Origin of the sequence: Nonomuraea fuscirosea, assembly GCF_035917475.1 — a bacterium.
In the GTDB taxonomy this organism is placed as follows: domain Bacteria; phylum Actinomycetota; class Actinomycetes; order Streptosporangiales; family Streptosporangiaceae; genus Nonomuraea; species Nonomuraea fuscirosea.
Genome location: NZ_CP109074.1, coordinates 3,343,839 through 3,365,138 on the forward strand (window position 1 = coordinate 3,343,839; position 21,300 = coordinate 3,365,138).

The 21,300-nt window shown below is 71.1% G+C and carries 23 protein-coding genes; 11 read left to right on the top strand and 12 right to left on the bottom strand.

Features of this window, described 5'->3' with window-relative positions; translation table 11 throughout:
• Positions 1-120 precede the first annotated feature (120 nt).
• Positions 121-1,041, top strand: coding sequence for a S1C family serine protease (locus tag OIE67_RS15075; protein WP_326640661.1), 921 nt, complete (start codon positions 121-123; stop codon positions 1,039-1,041).
• Positions 1,042-1,059: 18 nt separating this feature from the next.
• Here the strand turns inward: OIE67_RS15075 and OIE67_RS15080 are convergent, their stop codons facing one another.
• From OIE67_RS15080 to OIE67_RS15095, 4 genes are all read right to left on the bottom strand, one after another.
• Positions 1,060-2,517 carry a glycosyltransferase family 4 protein gene (locus OIE67_RS15080; protein WP_326640662.1) on the bottom strand — a complete coding sequence of 486 codons (1,458 nt, stop codon included), beginning with the start codon at positions 2,515-2,517 and terminating at the stop codon, positions 1,060-1,062.
• Between the two features lie 159 nt (positions 2,518-2,676).
• Positions 2,677-5,787: a S41 family peptidase gene (locus OIE67_RS15085; protein ID WP_326640664.1), complete on the bottom strand. Its 3,111-nt coding sequence runs from the start codon at positions 5,785-5,787 to the stop codon at positions 2,677-2,679.
• A gap of 95 nt (positions 5,788-5,882) precedes the next feature.
• Entirely contained in the window at positions 5,883-6,005 is a 123-nt protein-coding gene (locus OIE67_RS15090) for a hypothetical protein (RefSeq protein WP_281262673.1), read from the bottom strand.
• Positions 6,006-6,256: 251 nt separating this feature from the next.
• Positions 6,257-7,288 carry an Rv2578c family radical SAM protein gene (locus OIE67_RS15095; protein WP_326640667.1) on the bottom strand — a complete coding sequence of 344 codons (1,032 nt, stop codon included), beginning with the start codon at positions 7,286-7,288 and terminating at the stop codon, positions 6,257-6,259.
• Positions 7,289-7,422: 134 nt separating this feature from the next.
• On the opposite strand from OIE67_RS15095, the gene OIE67_RS15100 reads away from it, so the two are divergent.
• Positions 7,423-7,704, top strand: a complete 282-nt coding sequence (locus OIE67_RS15100) for a DUF3040 domain-containing protein (RefSeq protein ID WP_106251881.1) — start codon at positions 7,423-7,425, stop codon at positions 7,702-7,704.
• Positions 7,705-7,950: 246 nt separating this feature from the next.
• On the opposite strand, the gene OIE67_RS15105 is transcribed toward OIE67_RS15100, so the two are convergent.
• The 3 genes from OIE67_RS15105 to OIE67_RS15115 form a co-directional block, all read right to left on the bottom strand.
• On the bottom strand, positions 7,951-8,403 hold the full coding sequence (locus tag OIE67_RS15105) for an SRPBCC family protein (RefSeq protein ID WP_326640670.1): 453 nt from the start codon (positions 8,401-8,403) through the stop codon (positions 7,951-7,953).
• A gap of 159 nt (positions 8,404-8,562) precedes the next feature.
• The gene (locus OIE67_RS15110; RefSeq protein WP_326640672.1) at positions 8,563-9,111 is read right to left on the bottom strand and encodes a dihydrofolate reductase family protein; all 549 of its coding nucleotides are present in this window, start codon (positions 9,109-9,111) and stop codon (positions 8,563-8,565) included.
• A 264-nt stretch (positions 9,112-9,375) separates the two neighbouring features.
• Positions 9,376-10,023 carry a dihydrofolate reductase family protein gene (locus OIE67_RS15115; protein ID WP_106251876.1) on the bottom strand — a complete coding sequence of 216 codons (648 nt, stop codon included), beginning with the start codon at positions 10,021-10,023 and terminating at the stop codon, positions 9,376-9,378.
• A 170-nt stretch (positions 10,024-10,193) separates the two neighbouring features.
• On the opposite strand from OIE67_RS15115, the gene OIE67_RS15120 reads away from it, so the two are divergent.
• From OIE67_RS15120 to OIE67_RS15130, 3 genes are all read left to right on the top strand, one after another.
• Complete coding sequence (locus tag OIE67_RS15120; protein ID WP_326640675.1) at positions 10,194-10,904, top strand: TetR/AcrR family transcriptional regulator; 711 nt, start codon at positions 10,194-10,196, stop codon at positions 10,902-10,904.
• Between the two features lie 96 nt (positions 10,905-11,000).
• Complete coding sequence (locus OIE67_RS15125) at positions 11,001-11,831, top strand: alpha/beta fold hydrolase (RefSeq protein WP_326640678.1); 831 nt, start codon at positions 11,001-11,003, stop codon at positions 11,829-11,831.
• 217 nt (positions 11,832-12,048) lie between these two features.
• Complete coding sequence (locus OIE67_RS15130) at positions 12,049-12,519, top strand: OsmC family protein (protein ID WP_326640680.1); 471 nt, start codon at positions 12,049-12,051, stop codon at positions 12,517-12,519.
• Between the two features lie 30 nt (positions 12,520-12,549).
• Here the strand turns inward: OIE67_RS15130 and OIE67_RS15135 are convergent, their stop codons facing one another.
• Positions 12,550-13,149 (bottom strand): helix-turn-helix domain-containing protein, encoded by a 600-nt coding sequence (locus OIE67_RS15135; protein ID WP_326640682.1) that lies wholly within the window; start codon positions 13,147-13,149, stop codon positions 12,550-12,552.
• A 130-nt stretch (positions 13,150-13,279) separates the two neighbouring features.
• On the opposite strand from OIE67_RS15135, the gene OIE67_RS15140 reads away from it, so the two are divergent.
• The 6 genes from OIE67_RS15140 to OIE67_RS15165 all read left to right on the top strand — a co-directional run bounded on the left by OIE67_RS15140 (position 13,280) and on the right by OIE67_RS15165 (position 17,685).
• Complete coding sequence (locus OIE67_RS15140) at positions 13,280-13,906, top strand: class I SAM-dependent methyltransferase (protein ID WP_326640684.1); 627 nt, start codon at positions 13,280-13,282, stop codon at positions 13,904-13,906.
• Between the two features lie 26 nt (positions 13,907-13,932).
• Positions 13,933-14,421, top strand: coding sequence for a DinB family protein (locus OIE67_RS15145; protein WP_326640687.1), 489 nt, complete (start codon positions 13,933-13,935; stop codon positions 14,419-14,421).
• A gap of 186 nt (positions 14,422-14,607) precedes the next feature.
• Positions 14,608-15,057: a hypothetical protein gene (locus OIE67_RS15150; RefSeq protein ID WP_326640688.1), complete on the top strand. Its 450-nt coding sequence runs from the start codon at positions 14,608-14,610 to the stop codon at positions 15,055-15,057.
• A 51-nt stretch (positions 15,058-15,108) separates the two neighbouring features.
• A complete protein-coding gene (locus tag OIE67_RS15155; RefSeq protein ID WP_326640690.1) occupies positions 15,109-15,948 on the top strand; it encodes an alpha/beta fold hydrolase in 840 nt (279 codons plus the stop codon).
• Positions 15,949-16,036: 88 nt separating this feature from the next.
• Complete coding sequence (locus tag OIE67_RS15160) at positions 16,037-16,684, top strand: PadR family transcriptional regulator (protein WP_326640692.1); 648 nt, start codon at positions 16,037-16,039, stop codon at positions 16,682-16,684.
• 140 nt (positions 16,685-16,824) lie between these two features.
• On the top strand, positions 16,825-17,685 hold the full coding sequence (locus OIE67_RS15165) for an alpha/beta fold hydrolase (protein WP_326640694.1): 861 nt from the start codon (positions 16,825-16,827) through the stop codon (positions 17,683-17,685).
• Positions 17,686-17,688: 3 nt separating this feature from the next.
• Here OIE67_RS15165 and OIE67_RS15170 read toward each other — a convergent pair whose 3' ends face one another.
• The 4 genes from OIE67_RS15170 to OIE67_RS15185 form a co-directional block, all read right to left on the bottom strand.
• Positions 17,689-19,290 carry a penicillin-binding transpeptidase domain-containing protein gene (locus OIE67_RS15170; RefSeq protein WP_326640696.1) on the bottom strand — a complete coding sequence of 534 codons (1,602 nt, stop codon included), beginning with the start codon at positions 19,288-19,290 and terminating at the stop codon, positions 17,689-17,691.
• 49 nt (positions 19,291-19,339) lie between these two features.
• Positions 19,340-19,999 carry a lysophospholipid acyltransferase family protein gene (locus OIE67_RS15175; protein ID WP_326640698.1) on the bottom strand — a complete coding sequence of 220 codons (660 nt, stop codon included), beginning with the start codon at positions 19,997-19,999 and terminating at the stop codon, positions 19,340-19,342.
• A gap of 277 nt (positions 20,000-20,276) precedes the next feature.
• Positions 20,277-20,873, bottom strand: coding sequence for an NUDIX hydrolase (locus OIE67_RS15180; protein WP_326640701.1), 597 nt, complete (start codon positions 20,871-20,873; stop codon positions 20,277-20,279).
• 53 nt (positions 20,874-20,926) lie between these two features.
• The gene (locus OIE67_RS15185) at positions 20,927-21,256 is read right to left on the bottom strand and encodes a hypothetical protein (RefSeq protein WP_326640703.1); all 330 of its coding nucleotides are present in this window, start codon (positions 21,254-21,256) and stop codon (positions 20,927-20,929) included.
• Positions 21,257-21,300 lie beyond the last annotated feature (44 nt).

Genomic DNA, 21,300 nt, shown 5'->3' on the forward strand with positions numbered 1-21,300 from the left:
CTTTGAACGGTCGCCCTTTTGAACGGACCCGCTCTGAACGGACCTCCCTTTGAACGGAGCTCGCTCAGGTTCTGACCGGGAGAGTTACCGTGTAATCCAGTAATCATATTGGAGGTCACGGTGGCCGATCCCCTCGACGCCTACTCCCAGGTCGTGTCTTCCGTGGCCGCCGAGCTGCTGCCCAGGGTGGCCAGCGTGCGGGCCGGGCGGGGCAGCGGTTCCGCCGTGGTGTTCACCGGCGACGGGTTCCTGCTGACCAACGCCCACGTGGTCGGCTACTCCAGGACCGGGACCGTCGCGTTCGCCGACGGCGTGTCCGGCGACTTCGAGGTGGTCGGGCGCGACCCGCTGTCCGACCTCGCCGTGATCAGGGCGCGCACCGCCACGCCGCCGCCCGCCGAGCTCGGCGACAGCGACGGGCTGGTGGTCGGCCAGCTCGTGGTGGCCGTGGGCAACCCGCTCGGGCTGACCGGCTCGGTGACGGCCGGGGTGGTGTCCGGGCTGGGGCGGTCGCTGCCCGCGCGCAGCGGCTCCGCCACCCGCCTGATCGAGGACGTCATCCAGACCGACGCCGCGCTCAACCCGGGCAACTCCGGCGGAGCGCTGGCCGACGCGCGGGCGCGGGTGGTCGGCATCAACACCGCCGTGGCCGGGATCGGGGTCGGGCTGGCCGTGCCGATGAACGCCACGACCCGCTCCATCATCGCCGCGCTGATCAGGGACGGCCGGGTCAGGCGGGCGTTCCTCGGCCTGGTGACCTCCCCCGCGCCGCTGCCCGAGCACCTGCGCGAGAGCACCGGGCAGAACGGCGCCCTGCGCGTGGTCGAGGTGGTGCCGGGTTCGCCCGCGCACCGGGCCGGGCTGCGCGCCGGCGACCTGGTGCTGAGCGCCGGGCGTACCCCGGTGGGTGACGCGCAGAGCCTGCAGCGGCTGATGTTCGCCGACGCGATCGGACGGCCGCTGCCGATCACCGTGCACCGCAACGGCGCGCTGGTGGACGTCATCGCCGAGCCGGTGGAACTCACCGGCTCGGGCGTGTGATCCGGGCCTACCCACTCGTCACGGGCACGGAGGCGCGAGCTGCTCCTGAGCCCGGGACGATTCCTGCGCGGAGGACTGTTCCTGGGCGGGGGACTGTTCCTGGGCGGGGGACTGTTCCTGCGCGGGGGACGTCTGGGCCGGGGACTGTTCCCGCGCGGGGGACGCCGCGGCCTGTTCCTGCCGGGAGGACGCCTGGGCCGGATCCGCGTTCTTGCGCGCCGCGGCCCACGAGCCGTCGCGCCGCGCCAGCAGTTCCTCCAGCAGCGCGTCCCACTTCTTCCCGACGACGTCGGGATCGTACTTGTGCGCCGTCTCCTGCGCGCGCGCCGCGAGGTCCCGGCGCAACTGCTCGTCCTCGATCACGCGGATGATCGCGGCGGCGAGGTTGGCGTTGGTACGGGGCTTGACCAGCAGCCCGTCCACCCCGTTTTTGATCATTTCCTTGGGCCCGTGCGGGCTGTTGAAGCTGACGATGGCCAGCCCCTTCGCCATGGCCTCCAGGATCGTCATGGGGAAGCCCTCGTGCCGCGAGCTGAGCACGAAGATGGACGACTTCTCCAGCTCCCCGCCCACGTCGGTCGTCGGCCCCGGCAGTTCGACCTTGTCCTCGAGCCCCGCCTCGACGACCTGCCTGGCCAGGTTCTCCTCCTGCGGCCCCGCGCCGAAGATGCGCAGCTTCCAGTCAGGATGCGCGGCCGCGACGGTCTCCCAGGCGGTGATCAGCCGGTGGAAGCCCTTGATCCGGGTCATCCGGCCGACCGCGACGGCCACCTTGGCGTCGAGCTTGGACACCTCGCCCGTCATCGGCGGCACGGCGTTGGGGATGCGAATCAGCTTGCGCGGCTTCTTCGGCAGCGTCTCGCGGTAGTCGGCCAGATCGGCCTTGGTGAGAGTGACCAGGGCGTCCAGGCGGCGGTATCGCCACTTGATCAGCTCCTGGATGGATTCGGCCTGAGTACGCAACGCCACATGTTCCTGCCCGATCGTGATCACGCCGGGCTGGGCTAATTGGGCGAGCGCGAGATTGAGCCCCGGGCGGGTGGCCATGATTACGCCGGTGTCCAGCGAGCGGATGTAACGCGCCAGCTTGAGGTCGGTCCAGAGGTTGAACCTGTGGTACGCCGACTCCTCCTTGGGGATGAGCCGGCTCGGCAGCTTCGACATCATCGCGCGCACCGGGTCGATGCCGGGATCGAGCCGATCGTCCAGGAAACGGAACTTCACCCGGGGATCGATGGGGAAGAACGGCGCCTCCGCCTCCTTCAGCACGCTGACGATCTCCACATCGTGCTCCTCGGCCAGGTAACTGGCCAGGTTGAACACGGTGCGGATGGTGCCCCCCATCCCGTTGGCGTGCAGCAGTAAAATGCGTACCCGCCGGATCGAGGGCGGCGGCGCCTCGCGTCTCTTGCGCCGGTTGTACCCCCGATAGAGCCGGACCATCGCCGACTTGCCCTTGCGTGCCAGTGCGCGCACTTAACAGATCCCCTTTTCGCGGAAGAAGGCTCAACACACGTGGCCGGAGGGGAGGGCTCACCTCACCACCGGCCTCATACCTGTTCGTCGGTGGAGCGCATTTGCTTTCATCCCCTGTGCGCTTACCCCACCTATGATCTTTAGACGCTCTGGGGATACTTAAGGTTGCATGCGCGGCCTGTGCCGATGATCAGGAGTATGCGGCGGATTGTCGGCCAGCAGGTCGAGCGCGACGTCGATCGCCCGTTCCAGCTGCGTGTCCACACCCCTCGCATAGTCCTGCGGGGTGATGTCCACCTCGATGTCGGGATCGGTGCCGTAGTTCTCCACCTGCCAGCCGACGTCGTCGAAGGCGAAGGAGAACTCCGGCTGCGTGGTGACCGTCCCGTCGGCCAGCCGGTGGCGCGGCCAGATGCCGATCACGCCGCCCCACGTGCGCTTGCCGACCAGCGGGCCGAGGCCGAGCAGCTTGAAGGTGTGGCTGAAGATGTCGCCGTCCGAGCCCGCCCACTCGTTCGTGACGGCCACGATCGGGCCGCGCGGCGACTCGGGCGGGTACGGCTCGGGATCGCCCCACCGCGGATAGTCGTAGCCCAGCCGCCGCCTGGCCAGCTTCTCCAGCAGCAGCGCCGAGACGTGGCCGCCGCCGTTGAAGCGCACGTCCACGATCAGCGCGTGCCGGTCGTACTCGGCCAGGAAGCCCCGGTGGAACTCCCCGAACCCCTCGGCCCCCATGTCGGGCACGTGCAGATAGCCGACCCGGCCGCCGGAGCGCTCGTGGCACCGGGCGCGGTTGAGGTTCACCCAGTCGCGGTAGCGGGCCGGTCGTTCGTCGGCGAGGGCGCGTACCGTGACCGTGAACACCCGTTTCCCGCGCCGCAGTGTCAGCTCCACCTCCTCGCCCGCCTGGTTGACCAGCCGCTCGTTCGGGGTGGCCGCCGCCCCGATCGGCGCGCCGTCGATGGCCAGCACGGCGTCACCGGGACGCACGTCGAGGCCGAGCCGGTTCAGCGGGGAGGTGGCCTTCGGGTCCCACGGGTCGCCGGTCACGAGCGCGCCGATGCGGTAGACGCCGGCGCGATACTGCCAGTCAACGCCCAGCTTGCCCTGCGTGTAGTCGGGTCCCGGCCGGTACTCGCCGCCGCTCTCGAAGGCGTGGCTGGTGGCCAGCTCCCCGTGCAGCTCCCACAGCAGGTCGGAGAACTCGCCACGGGTCGTCACGCGGTCCACCAGCGGACGGTAGCGCTCGTACACGGCCGGCCAGTCCACGCCCGCCATGTCCTCGGTCCAGAAGTTCTCCAGCTGCAGCCGCCACGCCTCGCGGAACATCTGCCGCCACTCCACCACCGGGCAGACCGACACCTTGACCCGCGACAGGTCGATCCAGCCGCTCTCCCGCCCGGGACTCTCCCCGTCGCCGGGCACCTCGCCCGCCTTGACCACCCGCAGCCGGCTCCCCGCCCGGTACAGCAGCGTCTTGTGGTCGCGGCCGAGCTCGAAGTCGTCCACGTCCTCGGCGAACAGCTCGTTGTGCCCGCTGGCGAAGTCGAACAGGTGCAGCGTGTCGTCCCCTTCGAGCGGGCTGGTCAGGATCAGCGCCTTTCCCTTCAGCCCCGCCACCCGCTCGTAACGGCCCTCGGGCAGCGGGAACGCGGTCACCCTGCGGGCCAGCCCGTCCACGTCCACGCGCAGCGGCTCCGGCTCGCCCTCCTCGTCGTCGTCCTTCGGCTCCTCCAGCGGGCGCGGCCGGGGCACGAACGGGTCCGGCGCGTCCGCGCGCAGCGCCACCGCGTACGGGCGGGTGCCCAGCGGGAAGCCCAGGTCGAACTGGAGCTGGTCGTAGACGGGGGAGAAGACGCGCTGGCCGATGAAGTACAGGTAGCGGCCCTCCGGGTCGAAGGCCGGCATCGAGTCCTTGAGCGCCGGCTCGCTGGCCGGGACCGTGCGGCCGGTCGCCGGATGGTGCAGCTTGATCGCGGTGGACCGGGAGCTCGACGGGCTCGCGTACGCCAGCCACTCGCCGTCGTGCGACCACGCCGGATCCTCCGGCGGGCCGTGCGGATTGGCCTCCACCAGCTCCGAGCGGCCCGTGGCCAGGTCGAGCACGTGCAGCTCGTCGCGGTGGTTGACGACCGCCACCCGGTCGTGCGCGGGATCGGGGACCAGCTCGTTGACCCGCCCCAGCCGGGCCACCTCCGTGCCCTGGCCGCCCTCGCCGCCCTCCAGGACGACCAGCCGCTCCTCGTCGCCGTCGTCGCTGGCCGCCGCGATCAGCCGGACGCCGTCGTTCAGCCAGGTCAGGAAGCGGTAGCGGACGCCGTCGGGACGGCCGTGCTGGCGTACGGGGCCCTCCCAGTCCGCCATCGCGTACGCCTTGCCGCGCGCCGTGATCGCCAGCGCGCTGCCGTCCGGGCTGAGCCTGGCGCTGTCGAGATAGTCGGCGGCCTCGACGAACCTGCGGTTGAGCTGCGTCCTGGAGCTGGCCAGCCGCACCTCCAGCCGCCGCGCCGGCTCGCCCGGCTCCAGCAGGAACAGCTCCGCACCCGCGTGATAGACCAGGCGCTGCCCGTCGCCGGACAGGTTCCTGGCGTAGTAGTCGTCGTGATGGGTGAGCCGGCGCAGATCGCCGCCGCCCGGGTCGCAGGAGTAGACGTTGCCGACGCCCTCGTGGTCGGAGATGAAACACACCCGGCCGCCGCTCCAGCAGGGCGAGGCCAGGTTGCCCGGCAGCCTGATCAGCCGCCTGAACTCGCCGTCGCCGCGCGGGTCGATCCACAGGTCCCCGACCGTTCCACCCCGGTAGCGCTTCCAGCGGGCCGGGTCCGCGGTGTTGCGGCCGAGCACGATCATGCCTGCGGGTCCGTACGCGATCGAGTTCGCCGGTCCGTACGGCAGCCGCTCCGGCACCCCGCCCGGCGTCACCCGGTGCAGCCACTTGCGGCCCTCGAACGGCTGCGACTGGTCGCTGGCGTACAGGATGCGGCCTTCCGGGTCCCAGCCGGTCACCGTGCAGCGGGCGCCGTGGAACGTCAGCCGGCGGGCCGCGCCGCCGCCGGACGGCATCACGTACACCTCTTCGGGGCCTTCCTCGCGTCCCACGAACGCGAGCTGGTCGCCGCGCGGCGAGATGCGCGGATAGCCGGCCTCGGCCAGCCCCGCGGTCAGCCGGAAGGCCCGCCCGCCCAGGGCGGAGACCATCCACAGATCGTCCTCGGCGGCGAAGACCACCACGTCCTGGAAGACGGCCGGGAAGCGCAGGTAAGCCGACATGGAGCAGCTCCACGGTCGATCGGACGGCCGGGCCGCCGGCCACGGCCGTCCGATCAGGTCACCGGTCGGGCAGCCTCAGCGGGCTGCCCGGATGGTCACTCTTCGCCGGACGGCTTCTGGCTGTCCCGCTTCGTCTCCTTGGCCTGCCGGCTGGTCTTGATGGCCTGCTTCTTCGACTTGCCGGACTTGGAAGCGGGTTTCTTCTTCGTGTCAGCCATGGAATTCTCCCCCCGAATGGACGAGATGCCCCGTATTGGTGCACCACGGCCGTTAATACCCATCAAACGACGAAACCCGACATACCACCTTTCCGGCTCCCGAATAAGCGGCCCAGCGCGGCCTTACCCGCCCGAGTCCTCACCCGCCCGAGTCCTCACCCGCCCGAGTCCTCACCCGCCCGAGTCCGCGCCCGGGCGCCTAGGGGCGTGGCCGGATGGAGCCCCGAGCCGGAGATGTCTCGGGTCGCGGATCAGAGCAGGCGCAACTGCTCCGGCTCAGGTGGGGTCGCCGGGCGGGGGGACGGGGCGCGGCGGGCCGTCGCCGGGGTGCCCCGGCCGGCCCCGTGGCGTTCGGCCAGCTCTCTGACCAGGCCCGTCACTCGCTGCTGGTAGGACTTGGGCGCGTAGGAGCCCCGCCCGTACAGCTCCAGATAGCGCGGCACCAGGCGCGGGTGCTCGCGCGAGAGCCAGCTGAGCCACCACTCCCTGGCCCCTGGACGCAGGTGCAGCACTATCGGGGCGATGTGGGTGGCGCCCGCCTCGGCGATCTCCTTGACCGTGCGGTCGAGCTGGGCGGGAGAGTCGGTCAGGTAGGGGAGGATCGGGGCCATCAGGACGCCGCAGGCGATGCCGTTGTCGTTGAGCGACGCGCACGTCTCCAGGCGGCGGCGCGGATTGGGGGTGCCCGGCTCGACGGCGCGCCACATCTCCGGGTCCACGAAGCCGACCGAGACGTCGGCGCTGACGTCGGTCACGTCCGCGGCCTCGGTCAGCAGGTCGAGGTCGCGCAGGATCAGCGTGCCCTTGGTGAGGATGGAGAACGGGTTGGCGGCGTCGCGCAGCGCGGCCAGGATGCCGCGCATCAGCCGGTAGCGCCCCTCGGCGCGCTGGTAGCAGTCGACGTTGGTGCCCATGGCCACGTGGTGACCGCCCCAGCGCGGCGAGGCCAGCTCCTTGCGGGCCAGCTCGGCGGCGTTGACCTTGACCACGATCTTGGAGTCGAAGTCCGCTCCGGAATCCAAATCTAGATATTCGTGCGTTTTTCGGGCAAAACAGTAAATGCACTTATGCGAGCAGCCGCGGTACGGGTTGATCGTGTACTCGAACGGGACCCGGCTGGCCTCGGGAACGCGGTTGATGATGGATCTGGCCCGGATCTCGTAGAAGGTCATCCCGGCGAAATCGGGCGTGTCGAACGTTCGGGTCACCGCGCCGCGGGCGAAGAGCGGCGCGGCCGGATCGTCCCGGCCGGACCCGGCCAGGCGCAGGTTGTCCCAGCGCATGCCATGATTAGAACAAAGGTTCGAGCATGATCGCAAACCGAAAAGAGGTGGCAATTACTGGGTCAGGCGGGGGCTAATGATCTTCAGGGTTGGGCAGAAAGACGCCACAGAGCTTGCGTTCCGGAGGTGCACCCATGGCCTGGTCGCAGGACGAGGAGCGAATGCTGGCCCAGATCGAGCAGCACCTCGTCGATGACGATCCCCGACTCGTCGCCCGGCTCGAGTCGTTCAACGAGCGGGTTCGTCGCAGCGAGGAGAGGTCGAAGGGGCAGCCGGGGCCGAGGCACCGGCCGCGCCGCTCGACGGTCATCATCGTCGTCAGCTGGTTGCTCATCGCCACGCTGGTCGCAACGCTGCTGGTCATGGTTCTCAGCCACGAGGCCGCCACGGCCCTGGCCTTGGCAGTCTCCTTCTGAACGCAGCACCGCCGGCGTCGGCTTGAGCCCGGCCGGTCCGACGCACCCGAAGATCATGTCCGTGCGGTGATGCCGCGCGCCCCCAAACAGGCCCGCCACACCGGGCCGCTGCCGATCACCGTGCACCGCAACGGCGCGCTGGTGGACGTCATCCCCGAGCCCATGGAAGTCACCGGCTCGGGTGGGTGATCCGGGCTTACCCGCTCGTCACGGGCGTTCGGGAAGGTTGTCGCGGTCGGTCGGGCGTCAGATCCGGCCCTGCCGGATCCCCGCCGCGATGAGGTCGAGCATGTCGTCGACGCCGCGCTGGGACGCCTTCTCGTCGGCCGGTCCCGGCCAGGAGACGAACTCGTAGGTGAGGTCCACGCCGCCGGGGGCGTCGGACAGGGTCACGGTGACCAGTTCCCGCGGCTCCTGGAAGCGCAGGACCACCCGGCGTGGCGGGTCCACGTCGGCGTAGACGAAGCCGAAGGGGATCTCCGCGCCGTCCGCGTCCGAGATCATGACCGCGTCGAGCCGCCCGCCCGGCCGGGCGTCGACCCGCATCCGGTCTGCGGGCGTGTGATGGCCGGGCACGACGAACCACTGTTCGAGCTTGCCCGGCTCGACGAAGGCCGCGAAGACCCGCTCGGCGCCGGCGTGCAGACGGCGCCGCACGGTGAATCCGCCGCCCGCCTCTCGTTGGGGCGTCTCAGGCATATGGCCGTGCTCCTTTCCAACCGGCTCCGCTCGCGATGGTGGCGCTCGGCCCGGCTTCGTTCGGCCCGGCTTCGTTGGGCGTGGCTCCGGTTGGGGCGGTGATGCTCGGCCCGGCTTCGTGCGGGATGGTCGCGTTCGGCCTGGCTTCGCTCGGGGTGGTCACGCGCCGGGGTTGCGGAAGGTGAGGACGATGACGCCGGAGCCGAGCGTGCGGGTCGCGGTCAGTTCGAGCTTCTTGGTGAGGCCCTGGTGGAGGAGGAGATCGTCCGCGTCGCCGATCCCGGCCAGGTGGGGGTGCACCCACAGGTGGAGCTCGTCGAGCAGGTCCGCCCGCAGCAGGGCCTTGGCCACCGGGCCGTAGCCGTGCATCAGGATCGACCTGCCCTCCTCGGCGCGCAGTGCCCGGACCGCCTCGATCAGGTCTCCGCCGAGCACGCTGGTGTTGTGCCAGGCCGGCTCGCCGAGGGTGGTGGAGGCGACGTACTTCGGGATGGCGTTGATCGCGTCCGCGTACTTGTCATCCCGTTCCGGCCAGGCGCCGGCGTACACCTCGTAGGTCTTGCGGCCCATCAGCATCGCGTCCGCGGCCTGGAGTTGCTCCAGCGCCAGCGCGCCCGACTCGTCGTCGACGTAGTCGAAGTGCCACTTGTCCATGTGGTTGACCACGCCGTCCAGGCTGACGAACGTGGAGCTGCTGATCGTTCCCATGTGGGTTCCTGTCTTGACATCGCGTCGAACTGACGCGGTTGCATGACGGCGACATTCATCGGCGGGCCGGCCCGATCCGTGGCCGGGGGCATCAGCCCGTCCGAAGGCGAATCTGAGACGCCCGATCGTCCGAAGGGGCCGCGATCCTTCACCGTCGGGATGCGGCCAGGCCGGGCTGTCCACCGGCCGCCTTCGCGGCACCCGTGGCAACCCGGGCGATGGCGTCGTGCGCGTGGAGCAGGTGAGGGGAAGCGGGGACCGTGGTCAGCGCTTCTTGGCGGTGAACGTCAGGTGGGTGACGCCGCTGGGCGTGGAGACCGCCTCGATGTGGTACGCCTCCTCCAGCGCCTCCAGGCCGTCCCAGAGCCGGACGCCGCGTCCGAGCAGGATCGGGACCTGGACGAGGTGCATCTGATCGACCAGCCCTTCGGCGACGAAGTCGCGGATGACGGAGGGACCGCCGCCGAGGCGTACGTCCTGGCCGCCGGCCGCCTCCAGGGCGATCTTGAGCGCCTCGGCGGGCGGGGCGTCGAGGAAGTGGAACGTGGTGCCGCCGGCCATCTCGACGGAGGGCCGCGGCCGGTGGGTGAGCACGAAGACCGGCGTGTGGAAGGGCGGGTTCGGCCCCCACGCGCCCTTGTAGCCGGGATCGTCCTGCCAGCCGGGCGGGCCGAACTTGCCGGCGCCCATGATCTCGGCACCGATGCCGGAGCTGTGCATCGTGGCGAACGCGTTGTCGGCGCCGACGCTCCCGCGCCGGACGCCGCCCATCTCGTGCCAGTAACGGGTGGCGAACATCCAGTCGTGGATGCGCTCCCCGGCGTGGCCGAACGCGGCGTCGGCGGACTGGCCCTCGCCGGTGCCGAAGCCGTCCAGCGAGATGGCGAAGTTGTGGACGCGAAGCTCACCCATGACCTTTCCCTTCTCCGTGCTCAGGACGTTCCGGCTCGGCCGTGAATCCGTCCAGGGCAGCGCGACATGTGGCACGAACGTGCCGGTTCCTTCTCCGAGGGAAACTGTTTCCCTCGGACACTGTGTATAGTAGATACAGTTATCTGGGGATGGCAAGAGGGAGTGTGGCGATGCCGGTGAACGAGGATCGGAAAGCGGTGGCCGAGCTGCTGTGGGGGTTGCGGAAACCGTCCAGCAGGGGCCCCAGGGCCGCCTTCGACCTGGATCAGGTGGCGGACACGGCGGTCAAGGTGGCCGACGCCGAGGGTCTGGAGGCGGTCTCCATGCAGCGCATCGCGGCCGAACTCGGTTTCACCAAGATGGCGCTGTACCGCTACGTCAAGGACAAGGCCGAACTCATCGCCGTCATGATCGAGGCGGCCGTCGGAGAGGCGCCCGAGCTGGGCGGGGTGACCGGGTGGCGGGCCAAGCTGGAGGAGTACGCGCGCGAACTTTCCGCCGCCTGGCGGCTGCATCCCTGGCTGCCGTCCATCACCGCGGGCGACCGGGTGATGGGCCCGCGCGAGACCGCCTGGCCGGAGAGCGCCCTCGGTGCCCTGGCCGGCACCCCGCTGACCGGACGCGAACGCCTTGAGGCGATCATGCTGGTGTCCAACCACATCCGGGCCACCCACGCGGCCGCCGGCCCCGGCACCCAGGTCTGGACGGCGGGCGAGGCCGGCCCGGTCATGCGCGACCTGTTGCTCCGCAACGCCGACCGGTTCCCGCTGCTGGCCACCACTCAGGCCGTCCCCTCGCCTGCCACCACCCGGGAGTTCGGCCTGAACGCCATCCTCGACGGACTCGAGCACGCCATCGCGCAACGCACCCCGGAGCGCTGACCGGCCTGGCCGCCTTGATCGAGACGTCGTGCCGGCGGCGGGAGCGGCACCTCGCGGGAAGCTCGCACCCGCCGTACGGAAGATAAAGTGCCGAAGATGATCGAACGAGACATCCCGGTGGGCGCAGGTCGCACGCTGCACGTCTACGACAGCGGGGAGAACGGACGGCTGCCCGTCGTGTGGCACCACGGCACGCCGAACCTGGGCGCGCCGCCGGAGCCGCTCTTCGCCGCGGCCGACCGGCTCGGCTTGCGCTGGGTGTCCTTCGACCGGCCGGGCTACGGCGGCTCCAGCCCCGACCCCGGCCGCACCGTGGCCTCGGTCGCCCGCGACACCGCGGCGGTCGCGGACGCCCTCGGCCTCGGCCGGTTCGCCGTCGCCGGGTACTCGGGCGGCGGGACTTTCGCCCTGGGATGTGCCGCTTGGCTGGGCGGGCGCGTCCAGGCGGTGCTGAGCCTGGCCGGCATCGCCCCGTACGGCGTGGAAGGTCTCGACTGGTTCGCGGGGATGGTCCCGTCCGGGGTGGCCGCGCTGGGCACGGCGGCGGCGGGCCGGGAGGTGCGCACGGCGCTGGCGACGTCCGGGTTCCCCTACGACTGCGAGTTCACCGAGGCGGACCTGGGGCTGTTCGAGGGGCCGTGGGGATGGCTGGGAAAGGTCTCGGAGCCCGCCCTCGACGCCGGACCGTACGGCCAGATCGACGACGACGTCTCCTACACCCACGCCTGGGGCTGCGACCCCGCCGTCATCGAGGCCCCGACGCTCCTCCTGCACGGCACCGAGGACCGCATCATCCCCGCCACTCACGGGAAGTGGCTGGCGGCCCACTGCCCGAGCGCCGAACTGCGCCTCTGCGCGGGCGACAGCCACTTCACCATCGTCACCCACGCCGAATCCGGCCTGGACTGGCTCCGCCACCGGCTCTGACACCCGCCGGCGTGCCACGGCGCTCGCCTTCATCGAGGCGGCCACCGGGGTCGGCATCGAGATCGACCGGCTGGACGGCGAGCAGACGACGGTGATCGTCCTCGACGATCCGGTCAACTGACGGCGCCATGCCCGGTTGAGAGGATGCCCGGCCCGTTTCGATAGCGTGATCCGGAGCCCCCACCGGAGGGGACCCAGGCAGTGAGGAAGATCGTCGATGGGCCGCCAGCATACGTACCAGACCGTCGTGACCTGGACCGGCGACAAGGGCACGGGCACCAGCGGCTACCGCGACTACGGCCGCGAGCACGAGTTGTCGGCCGAGGGCCCGCCCGCCATCCCGGGCAGCGCCGACCCCGCCTTCCGCGGCGACCCGGCGCGCTGGAACCCCGAACAGCTCCTGCTCGGCTCGCTCTCGCAGTGTCACATGCTCTGGTACCTGCACAAGTGCGCCATGGCCGGGGTGGTCGTCACCGCGTACGCCGACACGGCGACCGGCACCATGGCCGAGACCGCGGACGGAGGCCACTTCACCGAGGTGGTGCTCCACCCGGTGGTGACGGTGGCCACGCCCGAGATGACCGAGACCGCCCTCGCCCTGCACGCCGACGCCCACAAGTCCTGCTACATCGCCGCCTCGGTCAACTTCCCGGTTCGCCACGAACCGACCGTCCACCCGGCCGCCTGACCTCGCCGCCGGCGGTCGCCCCCGCCGCGTCTAGCTCTCCTCGTCGGACGACCGTCGAGGGCGGGCGCGTACGTGCGCGCGTACCCCTTGCAGGCCGAACAGGATCAGCAGCTCGACCGCGCCGCCGTCCGCGCTCCCCAGCCAGTGCGGCAGCGACGTGTCGAACTCGGCGATCTCGCCGGCCGTCATCGTCAGGTCACGCTCGCCGAGCACCAGCCGCAGGCGGCCGCTGAGCACGTACAGCCACTCGAAGCCTTCGTGTGTCTGCGGGGTCGGTTCGAGCGGGTCCGGCCGGGCGGGGATGATCATCTTGAACGCCTGCGTGCTGCCGGGCCGCCGGGACAGCGGAACGAAGATCATCCCGTGCCGCCGCATCGGCTTCAGGTGGATCCGGGGGTCGCCCGTGCGCGGGGCGCCGACGAGGTCGTCCAGCGGGACGTCGTAGGTGCGGGCCAGCGGCAGCAGCAACTCCAGCGTCGCCCGGCGCTGCCCGCTCTCCAGCCGCGACAGCGTGCTCTCCGACACCCCCGTCGTGGCCGCGAGATCGGCCAGCGTGATCCCGCGCGCGCGGCGCAGCGCCCGCAGCCGCGGCCCGACCGCGCCGAGCACCTCCTCTGTCCCCCCGTCCACGAGCCCATCTTGCCAGAACCGCAAGAAAGCGTGCCGATGTGGACGGGTCTGGCGAGACTGAGCGCGTTCCGACCTGGGCCAGTTCCGAAGGTTCCGATGAGCGCGGCCACCCGCCAGCAGAGGAGTTCCGATGAGCACTACCGAAATGAGCACGTTCTGGGACGGCGTCTACGCGGCCCGGCCGGCCGCCACCGACCCGCGCCCCAACGACCGCCTCACCGAGACGGTGGCCGGCCTGCCGCCTGGTGACGCGCTGGACCTCGGCTGCGGTGACGGCGGTGATGCGCTGTGGCTGGCCCGCCAGGGGTGGCGCGTCACCGCGGTCGACATCTCGGCCGTCACGGTCGAGCGGCTTGCCGCCCTCGCCCGCTCATCCGGTCTGGACAACCGGATCGTGATCGAACGTCATGCCCTGCACGAGTCCTTCCCGCAGGGCGAGTTCGACCTGATCTGCGCCCACTACCTGCACACCCCGTTCGACGTGGACCGGGCGACCGTCCTGCGCACAGCCGCGCACGCCTTGCGTCCGGGCGGGCGGCTGTTGATCGTCGACCACGGCTCGACCATGCCGTGGTCATGGAACCAGGACCCCGACGTCCACCACCCGACTCCGCAGGAGGTCGCCGCCGGCATCGGACTGGACCCGGCGGCGTGGACGGTCGAGCGCGCCGACACACCCCGCCGGATCGCGACCGGACCGGGCGGCCGCACCGCCGAGGTCACCGACCACGTCCTCCTCATCCGCCGCACAGCCTGACCCGTTCCCGTACGAAGGAGACCACCATGCCCACCGCCTCCCGGCGCCGTCGTGACACCCCGCCGCCCCGTACCGGAGGCAGCGAGATGGAGGTGCTGCGCGGCTTCCTCGACTACCTGCGCGCCTCGATCGTCGCGAAGGTCGACGGCGCCCCGGAACCACAGGTCCGCACGCCCGCCGTCCCATCCGGTACGAACCTGCTCGGCCTGCTCAACCACCTCACCTTCGTCGAACGTGCCACGTTCCTGGGGGAGGAGGTCACCGGCTGGCAGGCCACGTTCCACGCGGCACCGGCGGACAGCGTGGCCGACGTCGTCGGCCGCTACCGGGAGACGGTCGAGCGCGCGAACGACGTCCTCGACGGCTGCACCGACCTCGGCGCCCCGCTGCCCCGGCCGGGCCGTCCGGCCCCCAGCGTCCGCTGGGCGCTCACCCACCTGATCGAGGAGACCGGCCGCCACGCCGGCCACGCGGACATCCTGCGCGAACTGATCGACGGCACCACCGGCCGCTGACCGAACACAGCGCCATCTCCAGGGGAATCCGGCAGCATGGCGCCGCTTTCTCCGAGCGCCACCCATGAGGCCGGACCGCTGACCGGCCTGGTGCCATTCTCTTGCCTGGCATACTCCTTTCCGTCTGACGGGAACTCTGCAAAAGGTGGGAATATGCGACCGGCCTTATGGCGATTAGCGGCGGCCGTGTTCGCGCTGCTGCCGACGATGTATTCCCCGTGCGGCTGGGCCAGGACAGCGCCCGGCACCTGCGACATCGCCAGCTCGGACGCCGGTCTCGGCCTCGCCGCCCTTGCCTCGATGGTGGTGAGCGGCAATTCGGCGCTGTTCTGGCTGGCGGTCATCGAGTCGGCGCTTCTGCTGTTCGCGTTGCCGGCCCTGCTGGTGGCGCTGACGGGAAAATGGCGCGCCCGGTGGTTCGCTCAGTCCGTGGCCGGATTTCTCGTCGCCGGTGGGTGCGTGAATGTCCTGGCGAACGCCGCAGGAAGAGTGCTGAACAGCGAGACTTTCCTGGTCGTCGCTTTCGACACGCTTCCCCAGGAGACCCATGACCTCCCGTCCATCTGGCTGGGCATCTCGCTCCTGGCCGCCGCCCATGCCGTACGCCGAGCGCGTGCAGGCACGGCGGTTGCCTGATCGTTGCCCGCGCATGGGACAGAGTGGGAAATGTCAGGACGGGGGGTTCTGATGGACGTGAAACACCAGCGAGCCGAGACCAACGGCGTCCGGCTCCACTACGTCACCGCCGGTGACGGGCCGACCGTTCTGTGCCTGCACGGCTGGCCGGAGACGCACCGCGAGTACCTGATCCTCATCGAGCGGCTGGGCCACAAGTACCGTTTCATCGCCCCGGACCTGCGCGGATTCGCCGACAGCGACAAGCCGTTCAGCGGCTACGACCCCATGACGATCGCGGCCGACCTGCTGGGCCTGGCCGACGCCGAGCAGGCCCAGCGGTTCCACATCCTGAGTCACGACCTCGGCGGACCGGCCTCCGTCGCCCTCGCCTACCTGGCGGCCGATCGCGCGCTGTCGCTGTCGGCGATCGAGACGCCGTTCTTCGGCCTCGACTACCCGGGCTACGTCGATCCCCGGGTGGCGTACTGGCACCTCGTCATGCACATGAACATGGACGTCACCCGCTTCCTCGTCGAGGGCCGCGAGGAGCAGTACCTGCGGCACTTCTTCCGCGACTTCGCCTACGACCCGACCGCGATGCCGGAGTCGGAGATCCAGGCGTACGTGACGCAACTGCGCCAGCCCGGCAATCTGCGCGCGAGCCTCAACCTGTACGGCTCCATCCCGGAGGCGGCCGAGCAGACGAGGCGGCTGACGGCGGACCGGCTCACTGTGCCGATGATGGCCTGGGGCGGCCGGTCGTCGTTCGGCGCCCACTGCGTCGACAGCGCCAAGGCCATCGCGGCGAACGCGCACGGCGGCGTCATCGAGGAGTGCGGTCACTGGGTGTTCCAGGAGCGCACCGACTTCATCTGCGCCGAACTCGACCGGTTCTGGTCCAGCACCTGAAGCAACAGGGCTTCAGGAACGCCTTGCCGGTCGAATACTCGCCGCCGTATACTCGCAGACGAGTATACGAAATGATGGAGAGTGCGGCATGACCAAGCGGCGTCCGGTGAGCAACCTGCTGGCCCTGGCCGTGCTCACCGTCGCCGTCCAACGCCCGATGCACCCGTACGAGATGGCCTCCATCCTGCGTTCCCGTGGCAAGGACCAGGACATGCCCATCAAATGGGGCACCCTCTACACCGTCATCCGCAACCTCGACAAACACGGCCTGCTGGAGGCGGTGGAGAGCGGCCGGCAGGGCGCCCGCCCCGAGCGGACCGTCTACCGCGTCACCGAGGCGGGCCGCAGGGAGGCCGAGGACTGGACCCGCGAGCTGCTGTCCACCCCCCGCCGGGAGCCGTCCTCGTTCGAGGCGGGCCTGTCGGTGATGGGCGGCCTGACCCCCGACGAGGTGACGCCGCTGCTGCGGCGGCGGCTCGCGGCGCTGGAGGAGCGGATCGAGGCCGACCGGCGGGCGCTGGAGGAGCGGCGCGGCGAGCTGCCCAGGCTCTTCCTCATCGAGTCCGAGTACGCGCTGGCGATGCTGGAGGCGCAGGCCGGCTGGGTGCGTTCGCTGCTGGCGGAGCTAACCGGCGGCACCTTCCCCGACCTGGACGCCTGGCGCGCCTTCCACCGCACCGGCCAGACGCCGCCCGGCCTCGAAGAACTGGCGGAAAGGGGCGCCACCGAGCCGTGAGAAGCCCGGCGGCGGTGCTGCAACACCACCGCCGGGAGACATCGCGAACCGAAGAACCCGCGAAGCGGAGCCCCGGCCACGAGATGGCAGATCCCACGATAGCCGGGCTCGCTTCCCTTACCGAAACACTGGGAGCCCTCATGACCACGACCACCACCGGCACCGTCACGTCAGCCGACGGCACCGAGATCGGCTACCACGAGGTCGGGCGCGGCCCCGGCCTGGTGATCCTGCACGGCGCCATGCAGACGGGACACAGCCAGATCGAGCTGGCCCAGGCCCTCGCCGACGCCTTCACCTGCTACCTGCCCGACCGCCGCGGACGGGGCCGCAGCGGTCCGGCCGGCCCCGGCTACGGCCTGAGGCGCGAGATCGAGGACCTGGAGGCACTGCTCGACGCCACGGGCGCGGCGTACGTCGCCGGCGTCAGCTCAGGCGCGATCATCACCCTGCGCACCCTGCTCGAACGCCCGGACGTCCGCAAGGCCGTCGTCTTCGAGCCGCCGCTGTTCGAAGAGGCGAACGCCTTCCCCTCAGGCTGCCTGCCGCGCCTGGACCGCGAGCTGGCCGCGGGCCGGACCGCGGCCGCGCTCGTCACCGGCATGAAGGCCGCCCGGCTGGGACCGCCGATCTTCAACGCCCTGCCGCGCCCGCTGCTCGAACTGCTCACGGGCCTGATGCTCAGGAGCCAGAAGGAGACCGGGGACGAGCCCTCGTTCGGCCAGCTGGCGCCGACGCTGCGCCAGGACCTGAAGCTGGCGGCGCGGGCCGCGGGAGACCTGGAGCTGTACCGTCCGATACAGGCCGAGGTGCTGCTGCTCGGCGGCACCAGAAGCCCCGCCTACCTGCGTACGGCGCTCGCCGGGCTGGAGCGGGTCCTGCCGCGCGCCCGCCACGTGCTCATGGACGGCCTCGACCACAGCGCCACCTCCAACGCCGCCCAGCGCGGCCGCCCCGAGCGGGTGGCCGCCGAGATCCGGCGCTTCCTGCAGAACGCCTGAACTTCACAGGTGCTTGAGGAACGTCGCCGCCACGGGGGCGGCGACGGCCCCGCCGCCGCCCCCGCCCTCGACGACCACGGCGAACGCGACGTCCCCCTTGAACCCCATGAACCAGGCGTGCGACTCCAGCTTCTCGCCGGTGCCGTACTCGGCCGTCCCGGTCTTGCCGTGGGTGCCCGCGGGCAGGCCCGCCGACCTGGCGGTGCCCTTGGTCACCACGGCCGACATCATCGTGTGCAGCCCGGACTTCACCCGGCCGGGCAGCTCGCGTTCGTCGGCCTTCTGCTTGATCGAGGGCACCAGCGTCGGCGGCCGCCAGGTGCCGTCGGCGATGGCCGCGGCGACGGAGGCCATCGTCAGCGGGCTGGCCGTGATCCTGGCCTGCCCGAACGACTCGGCGGCCAGCTCGGCGCCCGACGTGGCCTTGGGGAAGCTGGGCTTGGCGGCGGGCACGCCGATGTTGAGCGGCTGGTTGAAGCCGACGTCCTCGGCCGCCTGGAGCAGCTTGTCGGCGCCCAGCTTCTGCTCGGCCAGCGGCGCGAAGGTCGTGTTGCACGAGTGGGCGAAGGAGTCGAGGAACGACAGGCTGCCGAACTCCTCCTTGTCGGAGTTGCGGATCTTGAGCCCGCCGACGGTGGCGTACATGGGGCAGGTCACCTTGTCCTCGGGCGACATCCCGGCCGCCAGCAGCCCGATCGCGGTGACCGCCTTGAACGTCGAGCCCGGCGGGTAGCGGCCGTCGAGCGCCCGGTTGAACCCGCCCACGTTGTTGACCACGGTCAGGATCCCGCCGGTCGAAGCCTTGATCGCGACCAGCGAGGCGGGCTTCTTGACGGTCTTGATCGCGGTCACGGCGGCGGCCTGCGCCTCGGGGTCGAGCGTGGTCTCGACCGGCTCGCCGTCGGCGCCCTCGATGGTCTTCAGCGTCTTGTCGCCGAGCCGGATCTCGGTCGCGGGCCGGCCGGCCAGCCGCTTCTGGAAGGTCTCCTGCAGCCCGCCGCGCCCCACCGCCTGCCCGACCTTGTAGGCCGAGCCCAGCTTGGCCACGTCCTTCTTGGTGGCCTTGTCGAGGTAGCCGACGAGCTGCTGGACCGACCCGCCGACCGCGCCGGTGTCGATGCGCTCGCCGGAGGCGTCGGTGATCTCGGCGCGGCCGGGCCAGTTGGTCTTGAGCGAGAACGCCGCTCCCTGCGTCATCGACGGGTGCAGCGTCGCAGGCTTCCAGTCGACCTTCCAGGTGCGGTCGGCCACCACCAGGCCGATCTCGCCCTCGTAGGTCCACTCGCCCAGGTTCTTCAGGTTGAGCGTGGCGGTGTAGGGGACGGTGGCGCGGCCGTCGCCCTCGGCCACCCGGCCCAGCTTGATCGCGGCCGACTCGACCGCGAGCGCGCTGCGCTGCTGGTCGTAGGCGTCCAGCTGCTGCGGCGTGGCCAGCTCGCGGGTCATGGCGCTCTTGTCGCCGGCCTGCCAGGCCGCGGCGAAGCGCTGCGCGGTCTCGGCCGGGGTGCCCCTGGTGTGCAGCACGTAGTAGGCCCCGCCGGCCGCGGCCCCCACCGCGAGCACGGTGGCGCCGGAAACGATCGCGATGGTACGGCCCCGTGCCACTGATCAGCCTCCCGTTTCCCGGCGCCGGGTGTCCGTGCCCGGCGTCGCGTTATGACATGCCATTGGACGCCTTGTAACTGGCCGCGTAGGTCGGCACGTATTCCTGCCCCGACAGCCGCTGGATGGCCGCCATGATCTCGTCGGTCACCCGCCGCCGGTCGCGTGCCTTGGTGTGGTCGCCCTCGAATCGCATCGGCGCGCCGATCGTGATGCCGATGGAGGCCGGCCTGGGCACCTTCGCCCCCACGGGCAGCACCTTCTCGGTGCCGCGCAGCGCCACCGGCAGCACCGGCGCGCCGGTCTTCAGCGCCAGCCAGGCCACCCCGATCTTGCCGCGGTAGAGGCGGCCGTCGGGGGAGCGGGTGCCCTCGGGATGGATGCCGAACAACTCGCCCCGCTCCAGCAGCGCGGCGGCGTCGTCGAGCATGGCCTGCGCGGCGTGCGCGCTCTCGCGGTCGATCGGCAGGCTGCCGCCCAGCCGCATGAAGAAGCCGGAGACGGGGTTGCCGGAGAAGTACTCGTTCTTCGCCGTGAACGTCACGTGGCGGGGCAGCAGCGCGGGCAGCAGGAACGAGTCGAGGATCGAGAGGTGGTTGACGGCCAGGATCGCGGGGCCGGTCCGCGGCACGTGCGCCGCGCCGGAGATGTGCGGCCGGCACATCGCGTTGGCGAGCGGCGCGGAGGCGAACTTGACCACTTCGTACAGCAACGAGCTCTCCTGATCATCGGGCGGGCGGCCACCCCACAATAAAGCAGGCGTCCCGCCGGTGCGGCGGGACGCCTGGGAAAGCTTTTAGGCCGATGTGGCGGTCGCCTCCTCGGCGAGGTGCACAACACGGCTCCAGCCGAACGGTATTCCGTGAAGGCGGTAATTTGCGGCCCGGGGGACACAGACCACATCGGCAATCTTGAGTTAAGCACACCGTCCGGCACGATAGGTAATCGCGGCTTCCGCTTTGAGCGTGGTTTCGACAGGTCGCGGGCCCTCAGGTCCTGGTCCAGTGCGGCTGAGCCACGTCGAACACCCGCTGCTCGCGCCCCCGCAACGCCACCTCGGCGAACTGCCACAGGATCGCCCCCGTCGGCGCGTGGATCACGATGGAGGGCCCCAGCGGCATCTGCAGCAGCTCGCCCTTCCAGCGCGGCACCCCGGGCGCCAGGAAGCGTTCGACCGGCACCGCGTGCACCGAGGCCACCTCGCGCGGATCGGGCACCGGCTCCTGCCGGCCGCCGAACGCCACCACCGGCGTGATCACGAACCCCGAGTCGGTGACGAAGTCGTCGAGCAGCCCGGCCACCTCGACCCCGGTGACGCCGGTCTCCTCGGCCAGCTCGCGCAGCGCCGCCGCCTCGGGCCGCTCGCGGTCGTCGGCCCGCCCGCCCGGCAGCGCCCACTGGCCGGGGTTGCGGCCGCGCGCGGCCCGCCTGATCACGATGACGTACGGGCCGCCCCCGGCGTCCTCCAGCACGCACACGGTGACGCCGGCCCGGCGCACGCCCCCGGCCGGCGGGACCTGCCGGCGGTCGAAGGCGGACAGACGGGCGGTGACCTGCTCGCGCAGCGCGTCGATGGGCGAAAGCACCCCTCAAGGATCGCACGCGAACCCGGCCGCGACTCCGGCCCCGCCGCCGTACGTCAGCGCGGGACCAGCAGGATGCTGAGCATCGTGCCGGCGAGCATGGCCGCGCCCGCGGCGATGGCCGCCCAGCGGCCCAGGGGCTCGCCGCGGGTGTGGCCGACGATGCCCAGCACCACGCCCGCCAGGCCGAACAGCACCGGGATGTACAGGACGGCCACCACGGCGCAGACGAACCCGATGATCGACAGGACCTGGTCGCTCACCCGCGGCCGGAGCGCGGGAGAGGGCGGAGACGGTGGGGGAGGCGGTGGGGGAGGCGGTGGCGGCGCGCCGGACTCGTCCGCGGGCGGGTCGTCGCCTGGGGGCGGGTCCTGCGGAGAGGTCACGGGCGGCTCCTTCCTGACGGTGAACCACATCACACACCGAACGG

Coding starts and splice junctions, on each gene's coding strand:
- OIE67_RS15085 (WP_326640664.1), bottom strand. CDS start 5,787: ATGTCGGCTTACCTGCGCTTCCCGGCCGTCTTCCAGGACGTGGTGGTC.
- OIE67_RS15090 (WP_281262673.1), bottom strand. CDS start 6,005: ATGGCTGACACGAAGAAGAAACCCGCTTCCAAGTCCGGCAAGTCGAAG.
- OIE67_RS15095 (WP_326640667.1), bottom strand. CDS start 7,288: ATGCGCTGGGACAACCTGCGCCTGGCCGGGTCCGGCCGGGACGATCCG.
- OIE67_RS15100 (WP_106251881.1), top strand. CDS start 7,423: ATGGCCTGGTCGCAGGACGAGGAGCGAATGCTGGCCCAGATCGAGCAG.
- OIE67_RS15105 (WP_326640670.1), bottom strand. CDS start 8,403: ATGCCTGAGACGCCCCAACGAGAGGCGGGCGGCGGATTCACCGTGCGG.
- OIE67_RS15110 (WP_326640672.1), bottom strand. CDS start 9,111: ATGGGAACGATCAGCAGCTCCACGTTCGTCAGCCTGGACGGCGTGGTC.
- OIE67_RS15115 (WP_106251876.1), bottom strand. CDS start 10,023: ATGGGTGAGCTTCGCGTCCACAACTTCGCCATCTCGCTGGACGGCTTC.
- OIE67_RS15120 (WP_326640675.1), top strand. CDS start 10,194: ATGCCGGTGAACGAGGATCGGAAAGCGGTGGCCGAGCTGCTGTGGGGG.
- OIE67_RS15125 (WP_326640678.1), top strand. CDS start 11,001: ATGATCGAACGAGACATCCCGGTGGGCGCAGGTCGCACGCTGCACGTC.
- OIE67_RS15130 (WP_326640680.1), top strand. CDS start 12,049: ATGGGCCGCCAGCATACGTACCAGACCGTCGTGACCTGGACCGGCGAC.
- OIE67_RS15140 (WP_326640684.1), top strand. CDS start 13,280: ATGAGCACTACCGAAATGAGCACGTTCTGGGACGGCGTCTACGCGGCC.
- OIE67_RS15145 (WP_326640687.1), top strand. CDS start 13,933: ATGCCCACCGCCTCCCGGCGCCGTCGTGACACCCCGCCGCCCCGTACC.
- OIE67_RS15155 (WP_326640690.1), top strand. CDS start 15,109: ATGGACGTGAAACACCAGCGAGCCGAGACCAACGGCGTCCGGCTCCAC.
- OIE67_RS15160 (WP_326640692.1), top strand. CDS start 16,037: ATGACCAAGCGGCGTCCGGTGAGCAACCTGCTGGCCCTGGCCGTGCTC.
- OIE67_RS15165 (WP_326640694.1), top strand. CDS start 16,825: ATGACCACGACCACCACCGGCACCGTCACGTCAGCCGACGGCACCGAG.